The organism is Natrialba aegyptia DSM 13077 (assembly GCF_000337535.1).
GTDB classification, from domain to species: domain Archaea; phylum Halobacteriota; class Halobacteria; order Halobacteriales; family Natrialbaceae; genus Natrialba; species Natrialba aegyptia.
This window is the reverse complement of the sequence record NZ_AOIP01000038.1, coordinates 1-20,355: the sequence shown is the minus strand read 5'-3', so window position 1 is coordinate 20,355 and position 20,355 is coordinate 1. Positions and strand designations below refer to the sequence as shown.

16 protein-coding genes and 1 pseudogene are annotated in these 20,355 nt (G+C 55.7%); 7 read left to right on the top strand and 10 right to left on the bottom strand.

All coding sequences use genetic code 11. The features are described 5' to 3' along the window. Positions 1-38: 38 nt before the first annotated feature. From C480_RS22845 to C480_RS16605, 7 genes and pseudogenes are all read right to left on the bottom strand, one after another. Positions 39-277, bottom strand: a pseudogene (locus tag C480_RS22845) (IS6 family transposase); the annotation flags it as partial. Positions 278-385: 108 nt separating this feature from the next. After that, positions 386-1,213: an FkbM family methyltransferase gene (locus tag C480_RS16630; RefSeq protein WP_241433848.1), complete on the bottom strand. Its 828-nt coding sequence runs from the start codon at positions 1,211-1,213 to the stop codon at positions 386-388. Positions 1,214-1,716: 503 nt separating this feature from the next. Then, positions 1,717-2,598: a universal stress protein gene (locus C480_RS16625; RefSeq protein WP_006666778.1), complete on the bottom strand. Its 882-nt coding sequence runs from the start codon at positions 2,596-2,598 to the stop codon at positions 1,717-1,719. A gap of 461 nt (positions 2,599-3,059) precedes the next feature. After that, positions 3,060-4,154, bottom strand: a complete 1,095-nt coding sequence (locus C480_RS16620) for a glycosyltransferase (RefSeq protein WP_006666777.1) — start codon at positions 4,152-4,154, stop codon at positions 3,060-3,062. Continuing rightward, entirely contained in the window at positions 4,155-5,138 is a 984-nt protein-coding gene (locus tag C480_RS16615; RefSeq protein WP_006666776.1) for a glycosyltransferase family 4 protein, read from the bottom strand. A gap of 103 nt (positions 5,139-5,241) precedes the next feature. Then, positions 5,242-6,108 carry a hypothetical protein gene (locus tag C480_RS16610; protein WP_006666775.1) on the bottom strand — a complete coding sequence of 289 codons (867 nt, stop codon included), beginning with the start codon at positions 6,106-6,108 and terminating at the stop codon, positions 5,242-5,244. Between the two features lie 468 nt (positions 6,109-6,576). Beyond that, complete coding sequence (locus C480_RS16605; RefSeq protein WP_006666774.1) at positions 6,577-8,238, bottom strand: sulfatase; 1,662 nt, start codon at positions 8,236-8,238, stop codon at positions 6,577-6,579. Positions 8,239-8,364: 126 nt separating this feature from the next. Here C480_RS16605 and C480_RS16600 point away from each other — a divergent pair, with 126 nt between their 5' ends. The 5 genes from C480_RS16600 (at position 8,365) to C480_RS16580 (ending at position 11,622) form a co-directional block, all read left to right on the top strand. Then, entirely contained in the window at positions 8,365-9,390 is a 1,026-nt protein-coding gene (locus C480_RS16600; RefSeq protein WP_006666773.1) for a lysylphosphatidylglycerol synthase transmembrane domain-containing protein, read from the top strand. A gap of 146 nt (positions 9,391-9,536) precedes the next feature. Continuing rightward, positions 9,537-10,016 (top strand): metal-dependent hydrolase, encoded by a 480-nt coding sequence (locus tag C480_RS16595; protein WP_006666772.1) that lies wholly within the window; start codon positions 9,537-9,539, stop codon positions 10,014-10,016. Between the two features lie 69 nt (positions 10,017-10,085). Then, positions 10,086-10,616 carry a DedA family protein gene (locus C480_RS16590; RefSeq protein ID WP_006666771.1) on the top strand — a complete coding sequence of 177 codons (531 nt, stop codon included), beginning with the start codon at positions 10,086-10,088 and terminating at the stop codon, positions 10,614-10,616. A 203-nt stretch (positions 10,617-10,819) separates the two neighbouring features. Continuing rightward, positions 10,820-11,182 (top strand): hypothetical protein, encoded by a 363-nt coding sequence (locus C480_RS16585; protein WP_006666770.1) that lies wholly within the window; start codon positions 10,820-10,822, stop codon positions 11,180-11,182. Positions 11,183-11,376: 194 nt separating this feature from the next. Further along, positions 11,377-11,622, top strand: coding sequence for a DUF7127 family protein (locus C480_RS16580; protein WP_006666769.1), 246 nt, complete (start codon positions 11,377-11,379; stop codon positions 11,620-11,622). 404 nt (positions 11,623-12,026) lie between these two features. Here the strand turns inward: C480_RS16580 and C480_RS16575 are convergent, their stop codons facing one another. Further along, complete coding sequence (locus C480_RS16575) at positions 12,027-13,148, bottom strand: hypothetical protein (RefSeq protein WP_241433847.1); 1,122 nt, start codon at positions 13,146-13,148, stop codon at positions 12,027-12,029. 74 nt (positions 13,149-13,222) lie between these two features. Beyond that, complete coding sequence (locus tag C480_RS16570; RefSeq protein ID WP_241433849.1) at positions 13,223-13,984, bottom strand: FkbM family methyltransferase; 762 nt, start codon at positions 13,982-13,984, stop codon at positions 13,223-13,225. Between the two features lie 311 nt (positions 13,985-14,295). On the opposite strand from C480_RS16570, the gene C480_RS16565 reads away from it, so the two are divergent. Further along, the gene (locus tag C480_RS16565) at positions 14,296-15,384 is read left to right on the top strand and encodes a TrmB family transcriptional regulator (RefSeq protein WP_006666766.1); all 1,089 of its coding nucleotides are present in this window, start codon (positions 14,296-14,298) and stop codon (positions 15,382-15,384) included. A gap of 47 nt (positions 15,385-15,431) precedes the next feature. On the opposite strand, the gene C480_RS16560 is transcribed toward C480_RS16565, so the two are convergent. Beyond that, on the bottom strand, positions 15,432-16,655 hold the full coding sequence (locus C480_RS16560; protein ID WP_275040282.1) for an MFS transporter: 1,224 nt from the start codon (positions 16,653-16,655) through the stop codon (positions 15,432-15,434). Between the two features lie 1,516 nt (positions 16,656-18,171). On the opposite strand from C480_RS16560, the gene C480_RS16555 reads away from it, so the two are divergent. Then, positions 18,172-19,398 (top strand): Cdc6/Cdc18 family protein, encoded by a 1,227-nt coding sequence (locus tag C480_RS16555; protein WP_049903853.1) that lies wholly within the window; start codon positions 18,172-18,174, stop codon positions 19,396-19,398. The last annotated feature ends 957 nt before the right edge of the window (positions 19,399-20,355 follow it).

Below are 20,355 nucleotides of genomic sequence, written 5' to 3'. Positions count from 1 at the left end.
TTGCGCTCCAAGAGGCCGCATGAGAGCGCCACTTTCGTGGACGTCGGTGGGTGCTCTGAGCCTCCGAAAGTCTGCGTCCAGTTCCAAACTGCGCCGTGAGAACGATCAACGCCGAGTAGCGCGAGACTGCAACGACCTCTCGAACCGACAATCCTATCGAATGGAGGCACACCCCGAACATCCTGACGGGTGTCGGGATGCGCTCGTTCTTTCAAATCACATCACAATCTATGTCTAAGATTTCTCTGAGCAGGTTTGTGGGTGTCGTGAGTACCACTCACTACAACCTGCTCGCTTCTTAAACACTCTAACTAGACAGTGCCGTCGAATTCGAATGTTCACAAACTCTCATCGGCGAGAGGGCCATCCTCAACTCCAGAACCATCTATTCTCGAGAGTTCGCAACTGCCTTGAGATGGTAGTTCCCTGATCGTCTCTCATTTAAACACGAAACGTTGAACCCGGTCTCTTCGAGGATATTCATTACATCGTCAGCAGATCGGCCGTAGTCAGCCAAGAGATCCTCATGGACTTCGACGTAGGCCAGTCGAACATTCGTAAGCGTTTCGCGCAGTCCATCAAGCGCATCAGCTTCTGCCCCTTCGATGTCCATCGTAAGCACGGTCGGATCAGGTACGTCCGTCGAGCCGGTGATATCGTCTCCACACTTGATGGGAACCTGTGTCGATCCACCAGAAGAGCTCAGTTTATGGTTCTCACCGGGTTTTGCATCTGCGGGAACCGCGACAGTCCCCTCTGAAGATCCTAGTGCGGTTGCGATGATTGTCGATTCGTCATCTAGGTCGTTTTGAGAGAGATTATAACTGAGCGCCGAGACATTGCTTGGGGCTGGCTCAATAGCAACAGATTCAGCTGCAATCTCGGCAGCAAACGTTGCATAGAGCCCGACATTCGAACCACAGTCCCAGACAATATCATCGGAACGGAGGCTTCTGATAAAGTCCTCAAGCACCTGCCGCTCGTGCATCTGAGTGCGAGCTCGTCGATACTCAATGGCTGTTTCGGTCTTGAAATTTATTCGATGCTCACCAACTTCAACAGGAACAGTAGTGTTGAGAGCAGCACCAACGATCCATCTCGCCTGGCCGGATCGGATCAGGGTAAAGTCCCGGATGCCTCTGGCTAGTTCAGAGATACCTCCATCTCTGTACAATTCAGTAGCTCGTGATGCAAAACCTGTATTTTTTGTCATATATGTCCCCCGGTTTCAACAGGTGGATCAATCAGCAAAAGCCAATTTTCTGCTATTGTATCATTTTTATCCCACATATTCACTTGTTCTTGGTTGTTGGTAACTTCCGGTCATAGTAGAATCTTCTGGCCATTCTTGAGATCGGGATCTCACCTTGAATTACTCACACCACGGGCACTACCACGCAACCATCGGGTTTCTCGAGCAGTACTGGTCTATTCAGATTTAGTAGTAGGTGTATCTCACAGATTCCATTCATGTTCTGATTAACGCGAGACAATTTACCTGTGGATTCGATGCCAGACCAGTATAAGATCATTCCAATATGGATAGAAATTACTACTCATGATGTTTTTCTCGTGACTTTCTAGTTCATACCTTGCATTGAATACGAGGGTGAAGGGGGTGAATCAGCGAGTTCAGTATGTGGGCTTACTACGCGACTCGCGTGGTTCGACACGCAACCGATTCGCAACGGCAACGGGACACTGGGATCACCGAACTCAAGAACGGGATTCGTTCTTTGGCAGAGAGGTTGTCAAGACTGGGACAGTAGAGGTACGGATCACGCGCTCGGTAAAACTTCCGAGCAAGTACCGATCCAACCCGGTCCAGCCGTGCGTTCCCATCACGATGAGATCGGTAGGCGTTGATTCGGCATATGAAGTAATCACGTGGGGGACCGATCCAGCTTTGACTGTCGTGACAATAGATTCTTCCGAGAGTTCTGTTCGATCCGCGGCGTCCTGTAACACTTCGTGAGCGCTTTCTTTGATCTCTGCAGAGAGCTGCGTCGATCGTGGATCGATCGTCTCGGGGAGTTCGTCGGCGACGAACAGCAGGTGAAGCACCGAATCGTGTCGGGCCGCAATTGTCGACCCCAGTTCCAACGCCGCACGAGCGTGGTCGCTGTCGTCGGTTGGGACGAGAACGGAACGGTAGGGATACGACCGTGTCACGTCTTCGCCTGCACGGACCGTCATCACGGGGACCGAACTCTGGTGAACAACGCGCTCTGTCGTACTACCGAGGATGTACTCCTCGAGTCCGTGTCGACCGTGCGCTCCCATGATAATACAGTCGACGGAGTGAGATTCGCCATAGGCGAGGATTTTCTCCTGTGGCTCCCCCTGTATAATGTGATCGACGACGGCGACGTTGCGCTCAGTGGCCGCTGAACGAGCGCGATCGACGATCGCTTCGCCTTCTTCCTCGAGAACGCCGATATCGCGATTTCCGAATCGGAGGAGGCGAGACTCGTTCGTAGGGACAACGTGGAGAACGTGAACAGTTGCGCCCGTATCAGCAGCAATATCGAGGGCCCGCTCTAGTGCCGCCTTTGCGGGATCGCTTCCATCAACCGGGACGAGAAGGGAGTCGTCCATACTGCCTGTTCGATCCGGTTTGGTTTACATTTGCGGGTAATTATACGCCGGTGCAGTTTAGCGACTCGACAAAAATTGAGTCTCAGATGACTGTCCGTCCATCCCGCGCCCAGTAGTGATAGAATTCGTCTCTGAAGAAACACGAGTTCGGCGGATCGAGTTCTCGAGACGGCGTGTAGAAACACGCCACCAAAGCGAAATCATGGCGGGCGGCCAGCAGTAGACGGGATTCGCGGAGAGTAGCACTTTCGTCACGATACCATCGTGGTACTGCTACTAATGCCGCCAACTGCAATCGTGACAACCGCCCGTGCACGGATAGCAGCCTTCCGAGAGACTGTATCCGGAAACCAAGCACTTCGTCCGAGTATTATCCCCCGTTTCGAAGAGCGAGCAAGGATACTCGACAGTATCCAATGATCGATGTCACAGTCACTCGCACTGCAGTCACTAGTCGCTGTTCAATGCTGTGAGTCGCCAGAGAACCATCGATCCTCGGACGCGGTTGGAATCTCGTCTGCAGATGCCTGCACGTCACGATACAGATACTCGAGGTTTTCGAGCGTTCGGTGGACGTCGTACTTTCTCACAGCCGCTCTGGTGTCGCGATCCGTTCGAAGCGCTTTCTCAATTGAGTCCGTCATTGCCTCTAGATCGTCGTAGGCGAACCGTTCGCCGTTCTCAGACCCGATCGTCTGATCGAACGGAGCCACGTCCGCTGCAACGACCGGCGTCCCGCAGGCATTTGCCTCGAGCGTCGACAGACCGAGCGTATCGGCGGTGGATGCAGTCACGAACGTATCGATTGACGAGTAAAAGACTGGCAACTCCTCGCGCGGGAGAAAGCCTCGAAGTTCGACGTTGTCCGGCGCGTTTCGTTCGAGTCGACCACGGTAGGGCCCGTCACCGACGATGACGAACTCGTATTCCGGAAGTTCTTCGGCGGCACGGAGAATCTCGTGGACGTTTTTCTCCATGCTGAGTCGACCGCTGTAACCGATTACGGTCCGGTCCGGATACCAGTCCTCGTCGGTCGGCTGGAAGAACTCCATGTCGATACCGACCGGGAGCTGGATGTGCTCGACGTCGCGTTCGATACGGCCGGTAGAGGCGGTGATAATGTCGAACGATCGGAGAAACGCAGTTTCTAGCGGAACGTACAGTTTCGAGAGACCAGTCGCGATCGATTCGAACTTCACGTTCTGGTGGAAGTACTCCTCGAGTGGCGTGTGATGGGTGTAAATCGTCGGTAGATCGTGTTTGCGCGCGTAGTAGCGACCGAGAAGACCGATCGACGCTGGCCCGTGGCAGTGAACGACATCGAGTTCAGGGAGCGTCGACGGACGTCTGAACAGTGGAATACGGTAGCCGGCATAGAAGGGGTTCGGCAGTGATGGAACCGGGAACTCTCGATCGCCGGGTTCGTAGTCCCCATCGGGATAGACGACGTAGACCTCGTGCCCCCGCCGTTCTAACTCCTCGCGCCAGAGTTTGATCGTGTACGTTACGCCATCGATTTCGGGAAAGTAACTGTCCGTGAAAAATCCAATTTTCATTCAGGTCACCCTCGAGTATAGTGACTGGTATCGGTTGGCTACCGATTCGAGCGAGAAGTCTTCGCTTCGCTTCGCTGCGTTTGCGCCGAGACGGTTGCGGACTGTCGGATCTTCGAGTCGTTGCAGCGCGGCCTCGAATCCAGCAACGCCGGATTCTGAGACCTTGAGGCAGTCCGTGCCGTCTTCGAGCCAGGAGAACGTTTCGATGTCCCGGACGAGAAGTGGTTTCCCTGCAGTCATTGCTTCGAGGAGTGCGATACCCTCGTTCTCCTCGTGGGTGGGGAAACAGAAGATGTCACCAGCGGCGAACGCGCCGCGAATGTCGTCGATAAAGCCCGTAAATGTACAGTTGTTCGGCGAGTTCTCGATCAGTGCCGTCGTCTCGCGGCCCTTCAGGGATAGATCGAGCGGGCCGAACCACGCAAAGTCCAGGTCCGGGAGTCGGCGAGCCAATTCGACGAACGTCTCGAGTCCCTTGCGCTTGATGACGTGGCCGACGAGGAAGACGACCGGCGGTTCGAGGTCGTAGCGGTCGCGGTACTCCTCGGTCAGCGATTCGAATCCCTCGAGTTTCTCGCGGTCGACGCCGTTCGAGATGACCGTCGTCGGCACGTCCGTGTAGGTCTCGATGAGCCGCTGGTTGTACGCCGATGGACAGACCAGCGCATCGGCCAGGCCGTAGGCGCGCTCGAGGTACGGTTTCAGTGGCTTTGCGAGTGCGTTCGTAAAGCGGAAACTGTCGCCGAAGTCTTCCGCGGTCACGTGCGTGTTCGCGACGACCGGAATGTCCCGGGAACGGGCCCGCCGTGCGTACCAGGCTGACCGCGGTCCCATGAGGTTGCAGTGAAAGACATCGGCGTCAAGCGTTGGAGCCGTTGTATACTGCAGATCCAATCCGTCCAGCATCTTTCGCTGGTGGACGACGGACTCACGGATCCCGCCGGTGACGTGATCCTCGAACTCGAAGTAGTGGCTGATTTTCATCGTTGGCATCCCCAGTGTGGTTCTGTGTTCCCTTTCCGTTCGATGGTCGATACCTGTGAACCGAGAGTCGGTATGAGCGACGATCAATTACAGGGGTAAGTCGTCACTCGACTTCGAGCCACGGCACCTCCATGAGCGGCGGGATATACGTCTCGATGTGGTGTTCCCAGACGCCTTGCTCACCGAAGGCTTCGCCGTGGTCGGCCGTAACGATGACGCGACCATCGAGTTCGGTGACGAGGTCGGCGACGGATTCGAGTGCGATTCGGAGGTTTTCCTCGTAGAGTTCAAGTGCGGTTTCGCGGGTACCGTTCTTGACGAGTTCAGTGGGGTCGAGTTCGAGCCAGAGACCAGCCTTCTGTGCGAGTTCGCTGTCCTCGAGTCGGCTCTCGACTTTCGGGCGGATCGTATCGCTGAGCGAGGAGAGCGTGCCGCCGTCGGAGACGGTATCGGTTTCAGCTTCGGCTTCCTCCTGTCGCCGGATGCCCTTCTGGATCTGTTTGAGTTTCTGCCCTTTTCCGCGAGAGAGATAGGGAGCGTGGGGCTGCATATAGTGGAGTACCGTTCGGTCGGCCTGTTCGACGGCGGACTGGTTGGAATGGAACGCGTCTGCGATGCTCTCCGGTGGGACCGTTCCGAGATCGTCGTCCCAGCCGGATTTCCAGACGTCGAAGACGGTCTCGATGTGATCGGATGCGGTCCACTCGTAGTCGCAACTGGCCCCCCACTTGAGTTCGTTTAGCGGAATCCCGAGATCGTTGATGAAGGGATTCCCAGAGAAGTACGCGAGGTCGTGCGTTCCGGTGAACGTTCGAGACGCCCATTCCGGCGTTGACGACCCGATACTGCGGCGTTTTTCGAGTGTCCCATCGAGGTACTCATCGTATACCTCGCTGAATACGTCGTACCGACACGCATCCAGCACCAGACAATAGTCCCACTCCGATTCGAGGAAGTGCTGGTCCTGCATCGATTAGGGGCACCTTTCGAGTCGACCTATGTATTCTTATTGGTGTCGAGACAGTCACTGCAGGAAGTAAAATAGCGGCGAGCGACGCGAATACGATTGTTTCACGGTAACGTGGTTCTGCGTTCGATCGCGGGGAGAACCGGACGAGTCGGCAACGGCGAGGGCGCTCTTACGGAAGAAGGCGGATGGCTGCGATGAGAAGAACGGGGAAACAAAAGAGTAAGAGGATTCCACCGATGGATAACAGTTCGGGCGGAAGAAGCGCAACAAGCCGGAGGAGAAGGATAGCGATCAGCAACACAATGATAAGATTAAGACGATGGACGACTGGTTCGTTATCCATTAGTGGCGAAAAGTAACCGAACAAACATAGCCGTTCCGGTGACGAGTTCAGCGCTACTGGCCGGCGCGTTCCGTCAGCGCCGTTCGAAGAGCGCAACCAGCAATACCGCGGTCGGCGCTCGAACGCTACTCGAGGTATCCGAGTTCGCGCAAGCGCTCGCGGGTCTCCTCGTCGGCGTCGTCTAGCCCGGCGGTATCGTCGTCGGTCTCGCTCGGATCGATCCAGGCGCCGCCGGCAGCCTCCTCGAACCGGGCGAGCGCTCGGTCGGTCGCCGCGACGACTGCGTCCGCCGCCGGATCGACTGGTGTTTCCTCGGCCGGATCCTCGTCGAGTCGGTACCCTTCGTCCGGAATGCGGTCCGCGCGGACGTACTTCGCATCGGTGCTGCGAGCGGCCCGTAGCCGCGAGTAGGCCCGATGGTCGTCGGGGAGTTCGATACCGGCTTCGCTCGCCTTCTGTTCGAGGTGGTGGGTTTCGATGACCGGCTGTGCGTACTCGACGAACGCGTAATCGGTGTGCCCATCTCGGTTTCGGTCTCGGTCCCCATCGGCCCCCGCATCCGTCTCGTCGGCAACCGCTTGCTCGCGAACAGCGCGCTGGCCCGGATCCAGCTCCGAATCTGCTACAGTATCGAACGACCGGTACGAACTCGACAGCAGCGACCGCGTCGGGTCGCGGGCGAGCGAATCGCCGCTCTCTCCCCCGTCACCGCTCGCACCGTCGCCGCCGGCGAGGTTGAGAGCCGTGGGATCGACATCGAGCGCATCGAGCACCGTCTCGTGAAGATCGAGTAACTCGACGAGTTCGTCCCGTCGATCGGCCGCCAGCTCGGGGTGTTTCACCAGCAGCGGGACGTTGACGAGTTCGTCGTAGAGGGCGAACTCGTGACCGTAGAGGTCGTGTTCGCCGTGGAGTTCGCCGTGATCGGCACAGACGATGACCGTCGTCTCCTCCCACTGGCCGGTCTCGCGGAGCCAGGCGAACAGCCGCCCGAGTTCGGCGTCCATGTGGGCGATCTCGGCGTCGTATAGGCCGCGGATGGCCTCCCACTCCTCATCGTCGATATCGCGCGCGCCCGAGTTGAACTCTTTTGAGTTCTGACAGACGGAATCGGGATCGACGCCGGGAGCGAACTCGGTGCGGTATTCCTCGGGTGGGTAGTACGGCAGATGGGCGTCCATCAGGTTGACGAACGCGAACCAGCCCTGGTCGCTGTCACTGTCGTCGATGAAGGACTTGGTTCGGTCGATGACCGCGGGCGTCTTCGAGTCGGCACCCTCGCCGCTGGCGAGTTTGGCGTGGGCCATCGCGCCGACTCTGACGAGTTTCGAGGCCAGTTCGCGGAGGTAGTCGTTATCGTTGACGGCCTGCCACGCGCTGGCCAAGGGACCCGAGAGAACGTCGCCCGGGAGGACTTCGAAAAAGGAATCCTGGTGATCGAATCCGTCAGTGAGCCCAGTGTAGGGGGTGATCCAGGCGTTCGAAGAGTAACACGCCGTATCGTAGCCCGCAGCAGACAAAATAGAGGCGAGTGTCGTTGCGTCTTCGAGATACGGACTGCCTTGATCCGCGCCGTGCTGGCTCGGGTAGCGGCCGGTAAACAGCGACGCGTGGACCGGCAGCGTCCACGGTGCGGGCGCGACCGCAGACTCGAAGACGGTCGCGTCCTCGGCGAACTGCGACAGCGTTGGTGTCGTCTCCTTCTCGTAACCGTACATGCCGAGGTGGTCCTTCCGGACCGTATCCAGAACGACGAAGAGGACGTTCGAGTGACGAGTCCCGTCCATTACTGAAGACACTCGTCCCAATCCTGATAAAACGATTGAAGCGTCTCTCGTCGGCGGCTGGACAAATCAATCGACATCACTCGGACGAATCAGACGTTTCAAGTTAGCTACCGAGAGAAAGTCAGTATGGACGAGCGAAATCGGCGAGCGTTCTTTCTCGGCGTCGTCGGAACGCTGATCGTGTTTGCCGTCCTGCTCTTCGTTGTCGGGGCAGAGCGCGTCATCGACTCGCTGCTATCGGCAGATCCACTGTTTGTTCTCGCGACGTTCGTACTCGCACTGGGGTGGTTAGCCGCCTGGAGCCTCATGCTTCGAACCGTCCTCGGCTCGCTCGGGGCCGATATTCCGGTCGTCACGTCGTTCTTCGTCTACGCCGGAGCCGTCTTTGCGAACAACGTTACCCCGTTCGGCCAGGCCGGCGGCGAGCCGATTGCGGCGTTGCTCATCTCGAAGGTCTCCGACTCCGAATACGAGACCGGTCTCGTCAGCATCGCAAGCGTCGACGTACTCAACGTCGTTCCCTCGATCTCGTTGATCCTTATCGGCGTCGGCTACTATACGACGACCACGACCACCGCTATCGGCGATCAACTCGAGACGGCCGTCGGCTCAGCCGTCCTCTTGATCGGCGGAATCGTCCTCGGCATCGCGATCGTCTGGCGATACAGAGAGCGCATTATCGATCGCCTTCCATCGATCATCGCTCCGTACGCCAGCCGGCTCGGGTTTGTTCGCTTCAACGCCAAGCAGTTCGAAGCCGACCTCACCGAACGCATGCGCCGATTCTTCGAAAACGTCGACCGCGTCGCAACCAACCGATGGCGACTCACCGCTATCGTCGGTCTTTCGCTCGCTGGGTGGGTCTTACAGGCAGTCGCACTGACCGCAGCGTTCGCCGCGCTCGGCTCCAACGCCCCCTTCTCTGTCCTGCTTTTCGTCATCCCGCTTGCCAATCTAGCCGGTGCCGCGCCACTGCCGGGCGGACTCGGCGGTATCGAAGCCGCCTTCGTCACGCTTCTCGTTCCCACAACCGGTATTGAGGCTCCAGTCGTTACCGCAGCCGTCCTCATCTTCCGCGGCGCGATCTACTGGATGCCGGTCGTAATCGGCGGCCTCTCGGTTTCAGCGTTCGGCGTTCGCACGCTCCGGTAGTTCTCCGGCGACAGAGAGACGCCCACAACCATCACTGCCGTCACACAACTGCCATACAATCCGGCTCTGAGACCACGGGATCGCCGACACTCAACAACCGAGACGTTAATCCCCATTCGGCCCCCAACTGCTGCTACCGAGCCGCTATGTATCGTGGAGGCCACGCCGGATTCAACGCACTGCTATATGCGCCGTTCGTCCCACTCGTCACACGAATCTGGTCGCTCGAACTCGCCGTTCTGGGCGCGGTCATCGCCGTTGCCGTTGCAAACCTGCCGGACATCGATCAACCCCTCCCCTGGCTCCACCACCGCGGGCCGACACACACCCTCTGGTTCGCCATCCTCATCGGCATCGTCGCCGGAATCGGAACCGCACTCGTCGTCTCCCCCACCCGGTCCGTCTTCATGTTTGGCTGCGTCGTCGGCACCACCAGTATCCTCGCCCACCTCGCCGGCGACATCGTCACCCCCATGGGACTCACCCCACTTACCCCACTCACGCGCAAGCACGTGACGCTCAACTGGTTCAAATCGAAAAACAGCTACATCAACCGCGTCGTCCTCCTCGTCGGAACCGCTGCACTGAGTGTCTCCCTCATAGTGACGCTCAGTTACTCGTTGTAGCTGTCAGTTACCAGACAATCTGAAAAGACACCACTAAGGCTTACCTACAAGACCTCCAACAACCACCCAATGCAGCCGTATCCCGTGCAACTCGAAGAGACACCAACCTGGCTCGAGTCACTCTTCGCATCCGATCTCGCGCTCGTCGTCCTGTTTGGCCTCTGTCTCCTCGAAGGCGCAATGCTACTGCGCTTCATGCCCAGTGAACTCGTCGTCCCCGCCGCACTCACCCTGATCGGCTCGTCGATTCCCCAAACTCTCACTATCGTCGGTATCGCCGTCGTCGGCACGACCATCGGCCAATTCTGTCTCTTCATACTCGCCCGCCATACCGGCCGAGACTACATCATCCAAAAACGATGGTTTCCGCTCACGGAATCACGGCTCGACCGCTTCGACGCCTGGTTCGATCGCTGGGGCGCCCTCGCCGTCGCTGGAAGCAATACATTGCTGTTCGTCCGCGGCCTGCTCACCGTTCCCGCCGGCCTCTCCGAAATGGATAGTCGCTCGTTCGTCCTCCTCTCCGCACTCGGCTCGCTGTCGTTCCAGACAATACTCGCCATCCTCTACCTGTTCGGCGGCTACCTTCTCGCACTCTAGTACAAACCGATATCGTATCGCAACCCCGTTCCCAGTAACGCCGACAATCACTCTGGTCCGTCGACCCAAACCGGTTCTCTCGTACCGACACCCTCGAACGCAGTCACACTGTACGACCACTAGTAGCCACACTACCCATGTGAACTATTCTCAATAGCATAAGCAAGGTTAAACGTAACTTCGACTATCGCTAGTCTCCACTAATGGCAGTCGACACAGTTCCCCAACAGATAGTCGAGCTCGATCCGCCAGATTCCCCACCGCTACGGATCACTGTTCTCCTTCTGTGGTTTACTGACATGGTCGCTGCAACGCTTTTCTTCGTCGTCCCCTATGCGACCGAACTCAATCCGATTACCGTTCTCTTCTTCAATATCTTCGGATTGGCCGGCGTCCCTCTTGCAGCAGCACTCTACGCGCTCCTTATCATCTTCATTGGACACCTCCTCTCAGATCCATACGACGTTCAGTTCACCCTCGCCGTCGCTTCCCTCTATACGCTCCTCGTTATCAATAACATCCTCTTGCTTCTCCTGGGCGAACCACTACTGGCCCTCATCGCATAGCTGCCGTTGGAAACAGCCTTCACAACTCGAGACCGCCACCACAACGCCACCACAACAACTACACTCACACTTCGAGATCGTCACCATAACGACTCGACGACAGTCTCTGCTCGCTGTCTCGCCACCGTCTTCTTGACCACTCACGCAGCAAGTTCGTGCACGAGACTTACGACCACTCGCCCCCAAGTATCCCCATGGAAACACCACCTGAACTCGAGGCCGCCGCAGGCGAGCAGGATGATATTACGATCACGAACAGACAGTACGACGAAGAACAGATTATTGCCGTCGACTTCGGACCCATCTCCGGCGAACCAACACTCGACATCGTCGGCGACACGGCGATCGTTGTCGTCGATGGGTCCCAGTTCGAGTTCAGCATTCCCGCAGATGCAAACGACGTGATAGTCAACGATGGAATCTTAACGATTACGGCATAATCGATCGTGGCCCACCGACGGAGCCACAGACACACCACGTTTCCGGTGGAAGTCGACGTTCGAGCGTTCAAACGGAGTAGCGACTCCCGCTGAACGCCGAAGGGCAAGATAATCCCAGAATTTGCTCGAATCGGACCTGATCGGGTACACAGAAATCTTTGCTCGGATCGAGGCCGTTCAAGTACGCAGTAATTGAAGGCAGTTACGGCATATTTGAGATCAAAGTGGGCTCACGATTTGTGGAGGTGCTACGACCACGAGCGCTCAGACAGGTTTCCTAAGTGGTCATATCGTACAGCGATATATTCGGCTGTGCGGCGGGCATCGAAAACGACAGCAGAGGAAAATCCCTCAAAGGCCGATGGTTTACGGGAAGAATGGGTACTGTGTGATCTATGAATAGGTCATTCGAAGAGTTGTTTATTCGGGAAATCAGTTAGGTGAGAGATCGTCGAAGAGAGATTTGATGCGTTCACATCTCCATTAGATAATAAATAGTTTTCATCCAAGTAGTAGCGGAGGTCGCGCTCAATCCGCGGTACCAGTTCGTCTGCATCGGTTTCGAAATAGGATAGCGCACACGCCGATCGAATGCCCGGGAGAACACTCCCGCTAGATAACTCGGTCATCCTGGAGAGATTCGCCTCGGACTTGAGAACTGAGCGGGCGTTCTCGATTTTGTCCATCGTCCAAAGGGGATGGTCCGGAAAGGTATCGTAGAGGCGGCCCAGCGGGTGCAAATTGACGGGTTGGTAGGAGAGTTCCTTTAGCCACCGTTTCTGTGAGTGAGAGTAGACGTGGTAGAGCACTTCATTTCTGAGAAGGTGCCAATATCGTCGGTTCCGTAGTATGAGTGTAGCCGAGCGTCGGGGAGCCGGCCTGATAAAATGTTTAATCCCCCCGTCGCTGTGAACGCGGAGATTCGATCGAAGCCCATCAAGAAACCGCCAAAGATCGTCCGCTATCTCGGATGACTCCGGTACGAGTTCAACTGCAGCCCCCGCAAACAAAATCTGATGGTTCAGCGTCCGGTCGAACGACAGCGAACGGCCGTCGATTTCGATCCGCTCCCACAGACCCACCCGTTCGTTGAACGGATGGATCGAATAGACTTCTTCGGCGGTGCTACTAGCGTCCTGTCGGCTCAGTAGTACCCCGGCCAGAGATAACGCTCGTATCGGTTCAGCCTGACCGACCAAGCCATTACAGGCGTCCTTCTCGTCCGTTTTGCGACAATAGAACGTATACCCGTCGGGCCGGTTCGATTTCTGGAGAAGGAAATCAGTTGCACGATTAGCGGCCTGGTAGTATCTCTCGTCACCCGTGATTTCGTATACCGTTGAAAGGGTCGTCAACCAATGTGCCGTCGTTCTGACCGGGGTTTCGGGCTCGTCGTACGCGTAATTCCGCCCTGGTGGGAATGATCCATCATCTCGCTGATAGTGAAGAGCAGAGCGTGCGCTTCGTTCTAAGAGTTCGTGGACAGAGATTTCGGGATGATTCGATCGCGACTGTTGCGTCCCCATCTTCTTAGGGGTATACGAGAGTGTCCAATAAGAGTTCGGAGGACGGATGACGATTCCAGACCGGACTGCAGACGCTATTTCCTCGCAACGAGGTGCGTCTCTCGCGAGCGGGTCCGAAGCAGTTTAACGGTATACCCGTTGCTGGTAAGAAGGTCGACGATGGGTTCGCTGTCGACGTACCGTTCGTGTACTTCACAGAAGATAGCTCGGCACGATTCCAGTGCGGTTTCAAACCCGCGGAGAACGTCGTATTCGGCCCCTTCAACGTCGATTTTCATCACCGTTGGGCGAGGGAGATCGTGTTCGATCAGAGCCGAATCACCGGTCGTAACTGGCGCAGAACAGACAGTATTTGCATCGTCGTGGTCTCTCGTTGTGAACGTCCCCACGCCGAGTTCATCGTCGAACCGATCCGGAATACAGAGTTCGGTCGTCCCAGATTCATTGCTCAGTGCCGTCTCGAGTACCGTCGCATCGATATCGTTCATACGACAGTTTTCCACTAGCCGCAACGCAGTCCACGGATGGGGCTCGATGCTAATTACGTCTGCAACACGTTGTCCAACATAACAGGAGTGAGTCCCAATATTCGCACCAATGTCCCAAAAGACATCCGCCGGCTCCACTTCATCGAGAAGCCGGTGAATGAGAAATGATTCGTTTTGATAGTCTCTAGCGCGAAGATATTCCCGAAACGTCTCCGTATAGAACGTCGCCGAAACGCCGGCAACAGTATTCGTGTGTGTATTACCGGTTAATCGGTGTCTCGTCTGAAGATATCGCCATTCGAGGTGCGTTTGTGCTTCAGACGTTATTTGTTCAACAGCAGTATGCATAGTCTTGGGGCACAGAGTACCGGCGGTTGTGTATCTGTCACGGCGGCTCTCAGGCAAGAGTCCACACCGAAGAGCGCCAAAAAACACGGGCAAGCATTCGCGCAGTCAGTCGAAGTGTTCGCACAATCAGTAAACCGCGGTTAGCGACGGATGGAGCGCAACGCGCAGTAGTTGACGGTTATTTGTGATCTATCCGTCTCCAGCGCGATCGGTACCGACGATGAACAGCCGACCCGAACCCGCAATACCGGGTCTAATCACGGCTTCCGTGCGGGAGTTTATACGTCTACCCGGACAATCTGCTGGCGTCAATGGAGACTGATGAACTACTGACTGTCCTGGAAGACGCCGGATTGTCTCCATACCAGGCGGCTGCATACGCCACTCTACTCGAACTGGGCACTACGTCCGCAAGTGAACTCGCATCGGCGAGTGACGTGCCTCAACCGCGGATTTACGATGTCCTCCGAGCACTGGACGAGCAGGGATACGTTACCGTCTACGATCAGGATCGCCTGTATGCGCGGGCAAACGATCCACAGAAGGCCCTGACTGGAATCAAAACAGCGATCCAGCAGTACAAATCCGCCATCGACGAAATCGAAACCCGATACCAGGAACCCGAACGATGCGACGGGAACGTCAGCCTCGTTCAGCGGTTTCGAACCGTCTTCGACCACGCGCGTGATGCGGTCGCAGACGCTCGCGAGCACATTCAGCTAGCCGCGACGCCCAGCCAATTTACCGCTCTTCAACCGCTACTTCGGGACGCCTACGACCGCGACGTTCACATCCACCTCTCACTTTACCTGCCAGAGGACGACACTTTCACCGTCGACGAAGCCGAGTTCGAAGGCGTCTGTACCGAAGTTCGCCATCGTGAACTCTCGGGACCGTTTCTCGTATTAGTTGATCGAGAGCGGGCGTGCTATGCGACGCCGAATCGACTCCCGCAAGAATACGGCGTTCTCATCGACGACTATACGACTGCATACGTCTTCCATTGGTACTACCTGACACGGCTCTGGGAAGTATACGAACCGATCTATACCGATCGGAGCGACAATCCCCCATATTCGTTCGTCGAAATCACCGAATGTATTCGTGCTATCGAACCGCTCATCGAATCGGAACGGAGAGTGATGGGCCAGATCACTGGGGAGTATACTACCACTGGACGTGAGTGCCAACTCACTGGCCAATTCGTTGCCGTCAATTATACCGGATCTCGATCAGAGACGGAGGGCACATCTCTCCTGAAACTCGCTGCTGAAGCCCAGATCCGATTTGAGACGACTGAAACGGTCTATACCGTCGGCGGGCGCGGTGCATACATCGAGGATATCGCTGCCAAACGCTTCACGATCGATCAGGTTGAGACCAAGGCCAGCGAACCGTAAGTATCGAGACGGCGGTTAGTAAGGAACAAAACACGGTTTGCCGCGGGTCAGGCGGTTGTTTCGCTGTCGCGGGGAGCGCGGGTAATCGTCGGGACGATCCCGGAGAACACGACGATGAGAACCGCCAAACCGAGGGCAGGGACGAACGCCGCGCGCAGTGACGTCGTCTCTGCAATGAGACCAATTGCAACCGGACCGACGGCGAATCCGGCATAGCCTGCGGTTGAGACGGCAGCGATCGCCGGTTCCGTTGGAGAGTCGGGATCGAAATTACCGGCGAGGCTCAACGCGACCGGCATAATACCGGCTAGGCCGAGTCCCAGGATACCGAAGCCGATCAGTGAGAGGACAGGTTGGGCGAGGAGCGTGACTGCAACGCCGGTAGCGGCCAGGGCTGCAGTGAGACGAATGAATTGTGTTGGACCGACCCAGTCGACGATCCAATCGGCGAGAAATCGTCCAACCATCATCGTAAGAGAGAACGCTGCAAAGCCGAGCGCAGCGATCGTTGCGGAAGCATGCGCGCTTGTTTCGAGGAAGACAGCACTCCAGTCGTTACCGACACCCTCGATGAACAGGGCACAGAAGCCGATAGCGCAAAAGCCAATGAGTTTCCGGGATGGCAGTGTAACTGTTGGCCCAGTGTCTATGTCAGGATCCTTTGGGAATAGCCACAGGCTTGCTACAACTCCAATAGTGAGGAACAAAGTCCCTACGAGTACGAAATGAGTCTGGACAGAGAGATCCAAGGTCGTCGCGACCGCACCGAGTCCTGCGCCGACCAGCCCACCACCGCTGAATAGTGCGTGGAAGCTACCCATGATCTGCCCTGAATAAGACTGTTCGATTCGGACGCCCTGAGCGTTCGCTGCGACATCGATCAATCCCTTTCCAAAGCCGAAGACGAGGAGAACGCCGACAAGCATGGCAAGTCCATCAGCGAGCGCAATAATCACGAGTGTAAGGCTATAGACAGCGAGTCCACACCGGATTACGTGTCGCCCACCATAGTGAGAGACGAGAATACCGCTTGCTACCAGTCCGATGATGCTTCCGGTTGCAAGTCCAAGCAGTGCGATTCCGATATCTCCCTCCGAAAGGGAAAGCGCAGAACTCACGGCAGGAATACGAACTGCCCAAGTCGCGAAAACTGCTCCGAGGATTCCGAAGATAATCGAATTCGCAAGACGAGCTCGGCGAGGAGAAGATTCTTCTTTTGACGTAGTGAGGGCCCCTACTACCGAGTCAGAACCGTTTTTTCGAGAAGCCATCAGTCACTGGTCAGGAATACACGCCAATAAGACTTGTCAACATTAGTAACAACACCCGTTGTTAAACGCGCCGTCCCTAGCTCTATCGCCACGGCAGTTTTCCACGATGATAGTGAGTCCTGATACGGATTCATCGAGGTCATGAATCTAAATCGAGCTCGCGAAGATCACGTGTGAGGAATAAATAGCGGAATCAACTGAACTCTCAGCAACCAGTACCACTCCCAGAAATCAGTACCCCGCATCTTGCTGGTTCCCCGTTTCTACAGCTGGTTCAAGGCGAGTGCCTCGGGGTCGTTCGGGAGAGCAGAGCTCACCTGTGATGACGAGACGTCTTTGGCGTCTCGAACCACTTGCCCTCGAGGCGGTTCACTGGTCAGAGTTGATAGCTGCTAATCGTCGATAGCAACTCTCAGATGAAATCATTGCAACAACACACCGGATTTCCGGTGGAATCCCATTGAGATGGAATCGCTCCCAGAGCAGACTCGGAAGGAGATCGAGTTTAAAGGGGTTTGTAGCACAGCAGAAAAGACGAGTTCAGAAAAAGGAAGAACACTGCAAGATCAGAAGAGAACACTGGAAAGAGTCGACTACACAGTGGTTGGCCGCGATTTTCACCGGAAATCAGGTGTCCAAAGAGGTCATGATGGGACATTCAGCAATCGACAAGAGAAACGGTTCAAAAGAGGAGTTACTGCTAAGCGGCCAAAGAGGAGAATACCGGAAGACTGCGTGATCTATCATAGAAACTGGATAACAGGAACTGAACATCCGACTATCAGCAAGTCCCCTAGTAAGTGGAGTTTCGAGACGTACACACCGGGTTTCCGGTGAAATATAAGAATAGAGTGGAGTGACTGCTGTTCTGACCGACAATCTGAGCAGAACTCTTCCGAAGTGAGATGTTCAACCGACTACTGAACTCCCAACGGAAGTTTCTGCTACCACTGCAGACACACACCGGGTTTCCGGTGAAATAGGAATCCAGAACGGGGAGAGACTAGAAGTATTCTCTTATTAAAACAGATGGTTTTATATATAACACCTGAGTAAAGTCCATTGATTCAGTCGCAAACTATAAAGAAGACATCGTCGCCGAAAGGTAGTCTTTTCCAGTCGAAAATACCACTTTATCCGTTCTGATGTCGACTCTTTCCGTTTGGCGTTCCGCACTGAACTCTTCTAATAACTGAACTTCCTATTACTGAACTTCGAACTAGGCCTGTCTTCGCTGTTGGAACGGCTCTTCTCGCTCTTTTACCCGTTTCGGTGTCTTTCTTTACTATCTCTGTTTGTGGCTCTGTCGTTCGGGAAATGTGGATCTTGAATCCAGCCTACCCCTATTTCATCTGGACCACTCTGCACCAACACACCCGTTTCACCGGAAACCCGGTGTGTGTGTCTCCGTGGTAGCTTTCTTTTTTGTCTTTGCCCGCCTCTCTGCATATTGACCGCTCTCCGCACCAGTGACGAAACGTTCAAGATGTTTCACCGGAAACACGGTGTCCAAGGTATGTCTGATTCCGACGATCTCTTTATTCGGGAGGATCCAATTTTCGTCAACAAGGAACTTCTCGAAATTAGCCACCTGCCGGATGAAGGCCGGATCGTCGGTCGTGACGAGGAAATCGGTCAACTTGCAAATGCGGTCAATCCTGCGATCTTCGGCCAGAGTCCAAGTAATGTGCTGATATACGGCAAGACTGGAACCGGAAAGTCGCTCTGTGCTAAGTACGTTTCTCGACGACTCGTTGGCACGGCCGAGGAGGAAGGTGTCGATGCCGTCTTCGCCTACGTTGATTGTGCACAGGATACAACTGAAACGCAGGCTGTTCAGACGATCGCGAGTTCAGTCAACACGGAGGAGACGGAGATCTACATTCCGGACAAAGGAATCAGTACGGCGACGTACTACAAGCGACTCTGGCGAATTCTCGATCAGGAATACGATGTCACATTGATCATCTTAGACGAGATTGACAAACTCGAGGACGATGCGATCCTTATGCAACTTTCGCGCGCGGGCGAAGCGGGAAAGGTAACCGATTGTAAGATCGGCGTTATGGGCATCAGTAACAAGATCAAGTACAAAGATCGGATGGACGAGCGGGTCAAGTCGAGTCTCTGTGAGCGCGAGTTCGTCTTTCCGCCGTACAATGCAGGGCAACTCAACGAAATCATGGCTGCACGAAACGATGCGTTCCGGAATGGAGTACTCGAGGATGCAGTTATTCCGCGTGCAGCGGCGCTCGCAGCTCGAGAGCACGGTGATGCGCGAAAGGCAATCGACATTCTTCGGTATGCCGGGGAGATCGCACAGGCCAAGGGAGCGGAGACCGTTCGAGAAGAGTTCGTCGTGCAAGCGCGCGAGCGCGCGGAAGTCGATCGGTTCCGTGAACTGATTCGTGGGTCGACGCCGCATTCTCGATACGTGCTCCAGGCATTGACAGTGTTGTCTCTTGAGCACAACCCCGAGGGTGCATACAGTGATGCGGCGGATGAGACCGATGGCTTTCGAACCACACGCGTGTACGATGTGTATGAGCAAATTTGTAGGCAGGAGGGAGCGGATACGCTCTCGCTTCGCCGCGTTCGAGATCTGTTGAAAGAACACGCGTTCCTGGACATCCTCGAACAATCCAGGCATAGCGGCGGGAGTGCCGAGGGGAGCTATACAGAACACACGCTCCTGGAGGACCCGGAAGTCGTCCGCGATGTCCTTGCTGAGACAGTGTCGTAAGGCAGCGTACGTAGCGTAGAAGTACGTAGGGTAGAATCTACTGGGATCGTTACCATTACTCTCTACTGTTCGTCACTCGGAAGCTCAGTTCGTTCGCCGATGGTGAACTTACAATTCACCGGAAACCCGGTGTGATCAGTCTCTATGGGAGCAGCCATCCCCGTCCAGTCGGCGTATTCTCCCCTCCTCATTTCACCGGAAACACGGTGTGTTAGCTCGCGCGCAAAAGAAATCTGCTCACTGGGTGCAGTCCCGCTATTCACCGGAAACCCGGTGTCCCCATCTCTTCTTAGCGTGAACTCGGGGAGGACGATTCTTCACTCTCCCTCTTTTGCGACGCGAGGAAAGTCGTTCGCGAACGCCGAGGGGACTCGGTAAGATGTGAAACGGACGGTGATATACTCGCCGCTACCCGCGTAGTCGAATCGATCCTGAGCGCGAACTCGTCACGACCCCGGTTTCGGTATTGTACGGAATCTCTAGGGACTATGAGAGCGAAGCATCACGAACGAATTCGCAAGTGTGAGTACTCCCTGTGAAAGCGTACCGTAATGAATTCAGCAGAGAGCAGTGAGTTATCCGAGGACCACGTGTACCTGTGACGTGTCTGGGATTTTTCAATCGAGCTGAAACTGGTAGAAGTTCCTCTCGTTGTCATCAGTTTCAGTACACGCTGCATCTTTTCGATCATCGATACTATCTATTCTCGTTGAGAGTGTCTCTATTAGACACGGTTGAGACTCACTCTCTTTGAAGACGCAGTTCGTAGGCCTTAAGTATGAACCGGGGTCTACAAAATAGTAGAAGGAGATGAGGACTGCACCCCTCTGGTCCGCCAGAAGATGTGGTCTGATGTGAGCCTTGGTAGTTCGGTGACGCCCGATCGGTTCACGATCGCGGCCGCTCACCGAACGTGGACCCATTTAGTGTGAGTGCAGTAGCATTCACCGCCAACCC

What these genes read in the sequence shown, in the direction of transcription:
- C480_RS16555 (WP_049903853.1), top strand. Translation starts at nt 18,172, where the DNA reads ATGTCTGATTCCGACGATCTCTTTATTCGGGAGGATCCAATTTTCGTC.
- C480_RS16570 (WP_241433849.1), bottom strand. Translation starts at nt 13,984, where the DNA reads ATGCATACTGCTGTTGAACAAATAACGTCTGAAGCACAAACGCACCTC.
- C480_RS16620 (WP_006666777.1), bottom strand. Translation starts at nt 4,154, where the DNA reads ATGAAAATTGGATTTTTCACGGACAGTTACTTTCCCGAAATCGATGGC.
- C480_RS16560 (WP_275040282.1), bottom strand. Translation starts at nt 16,655, where the DNA reads ATGGCTTCTCGAAAAAACGGTTCTGACTCGGTAGTAGGGGCCCTCACT.
- C480_RS16605 (WP_006666774.1), bottom strand. Translation starts at nt 8,238, where the DNA reads ATGGACGGGACTCGTCACTCGAACGTCCTCTTCGTCGTTCTGGATACG.
- C480_RS16580 (WP_006666769.1), top strand. Translation starts at nt 11,377, where the DNA reads ATGGAAACACCACCTGAACTCGAGGCCGCCGCAGGCGAGCAGGATGAT.
- C480_RS16625 (WP_006666778.1), bottom strand. Translation starts at nt 2,598, where the DNA reads ATGGACGACTCCCTTCTCGTCCCGGTTGATGGAAGCGATCCCGCAAAG.
- C480_RS16585 (WP_006666770.1), top strand. Translation starts at nt 10,820, where the DNA reads ATGGCAGTCGACACAGTTCCCCAACAGATAGTCGAGCTCGATCCGCCA.
- C480_RS16565 (WP_006666766.1), top strand. Translation starts at nt 14,296, where the DNA reads ATGGAGACTGATGAACTACTGACTGTCCTGGAAGACGCCGGATTGTCT.
- C480_RS16610 (WP_006666775.1), bottom strand. Translation starts at nt 6,108, where the DNA reads ATGCAGGACCAGCACTTCCTCGAATCGGAGTGGGACTATTGTCTGGTG.
- C480_RS16600 (WP_006666773.1), top strand. Translation starts at nt 8,365, where the DNA reads ATGGACGAGCGAAATCGGCGAGCGTTCTTTCTCGGCGTCGTCGGAACG.
- C480_RS16575 (WP_241433847.1), bottom strand. Translation starts at nt 13,148, where the DNA reads ATGGGGACGCAACAGTCGCGATCGAATCATCCCGAAATCTCTGTCCAC.
- C480_RS16595 (WP_006666772.1), top strand. Translation starts at nt 9,537, where the DNA reads ATGTATCGTGGAGGCCACGCCGGATTCAACGCACTGCTATATGCGCCG.
- C480_RS16615 (WP_006666776.1), bottom strand. Translation starts at nt 5,138, where the DNA reads ATGAAAATCAGCCACTACTTCGAGTTCGAGGATCACGTCACCGGCGGG.
- C480_RS16630 (WP_241433848.1), bottom strand. Translation starts at nt 1,213, where the DNA reads ATGACAAAAAATACAGGTTTTGCATCACGAGCTACTGAATTGTACAGA.
- C480_RS16590 (WP_006666771.1), top strand. Translation starts at nt 10,086, where the DNA reads ATGCAGCCGTATCCCGTGCAACTCGAAGAGACACCAACCTGGCTCGAG.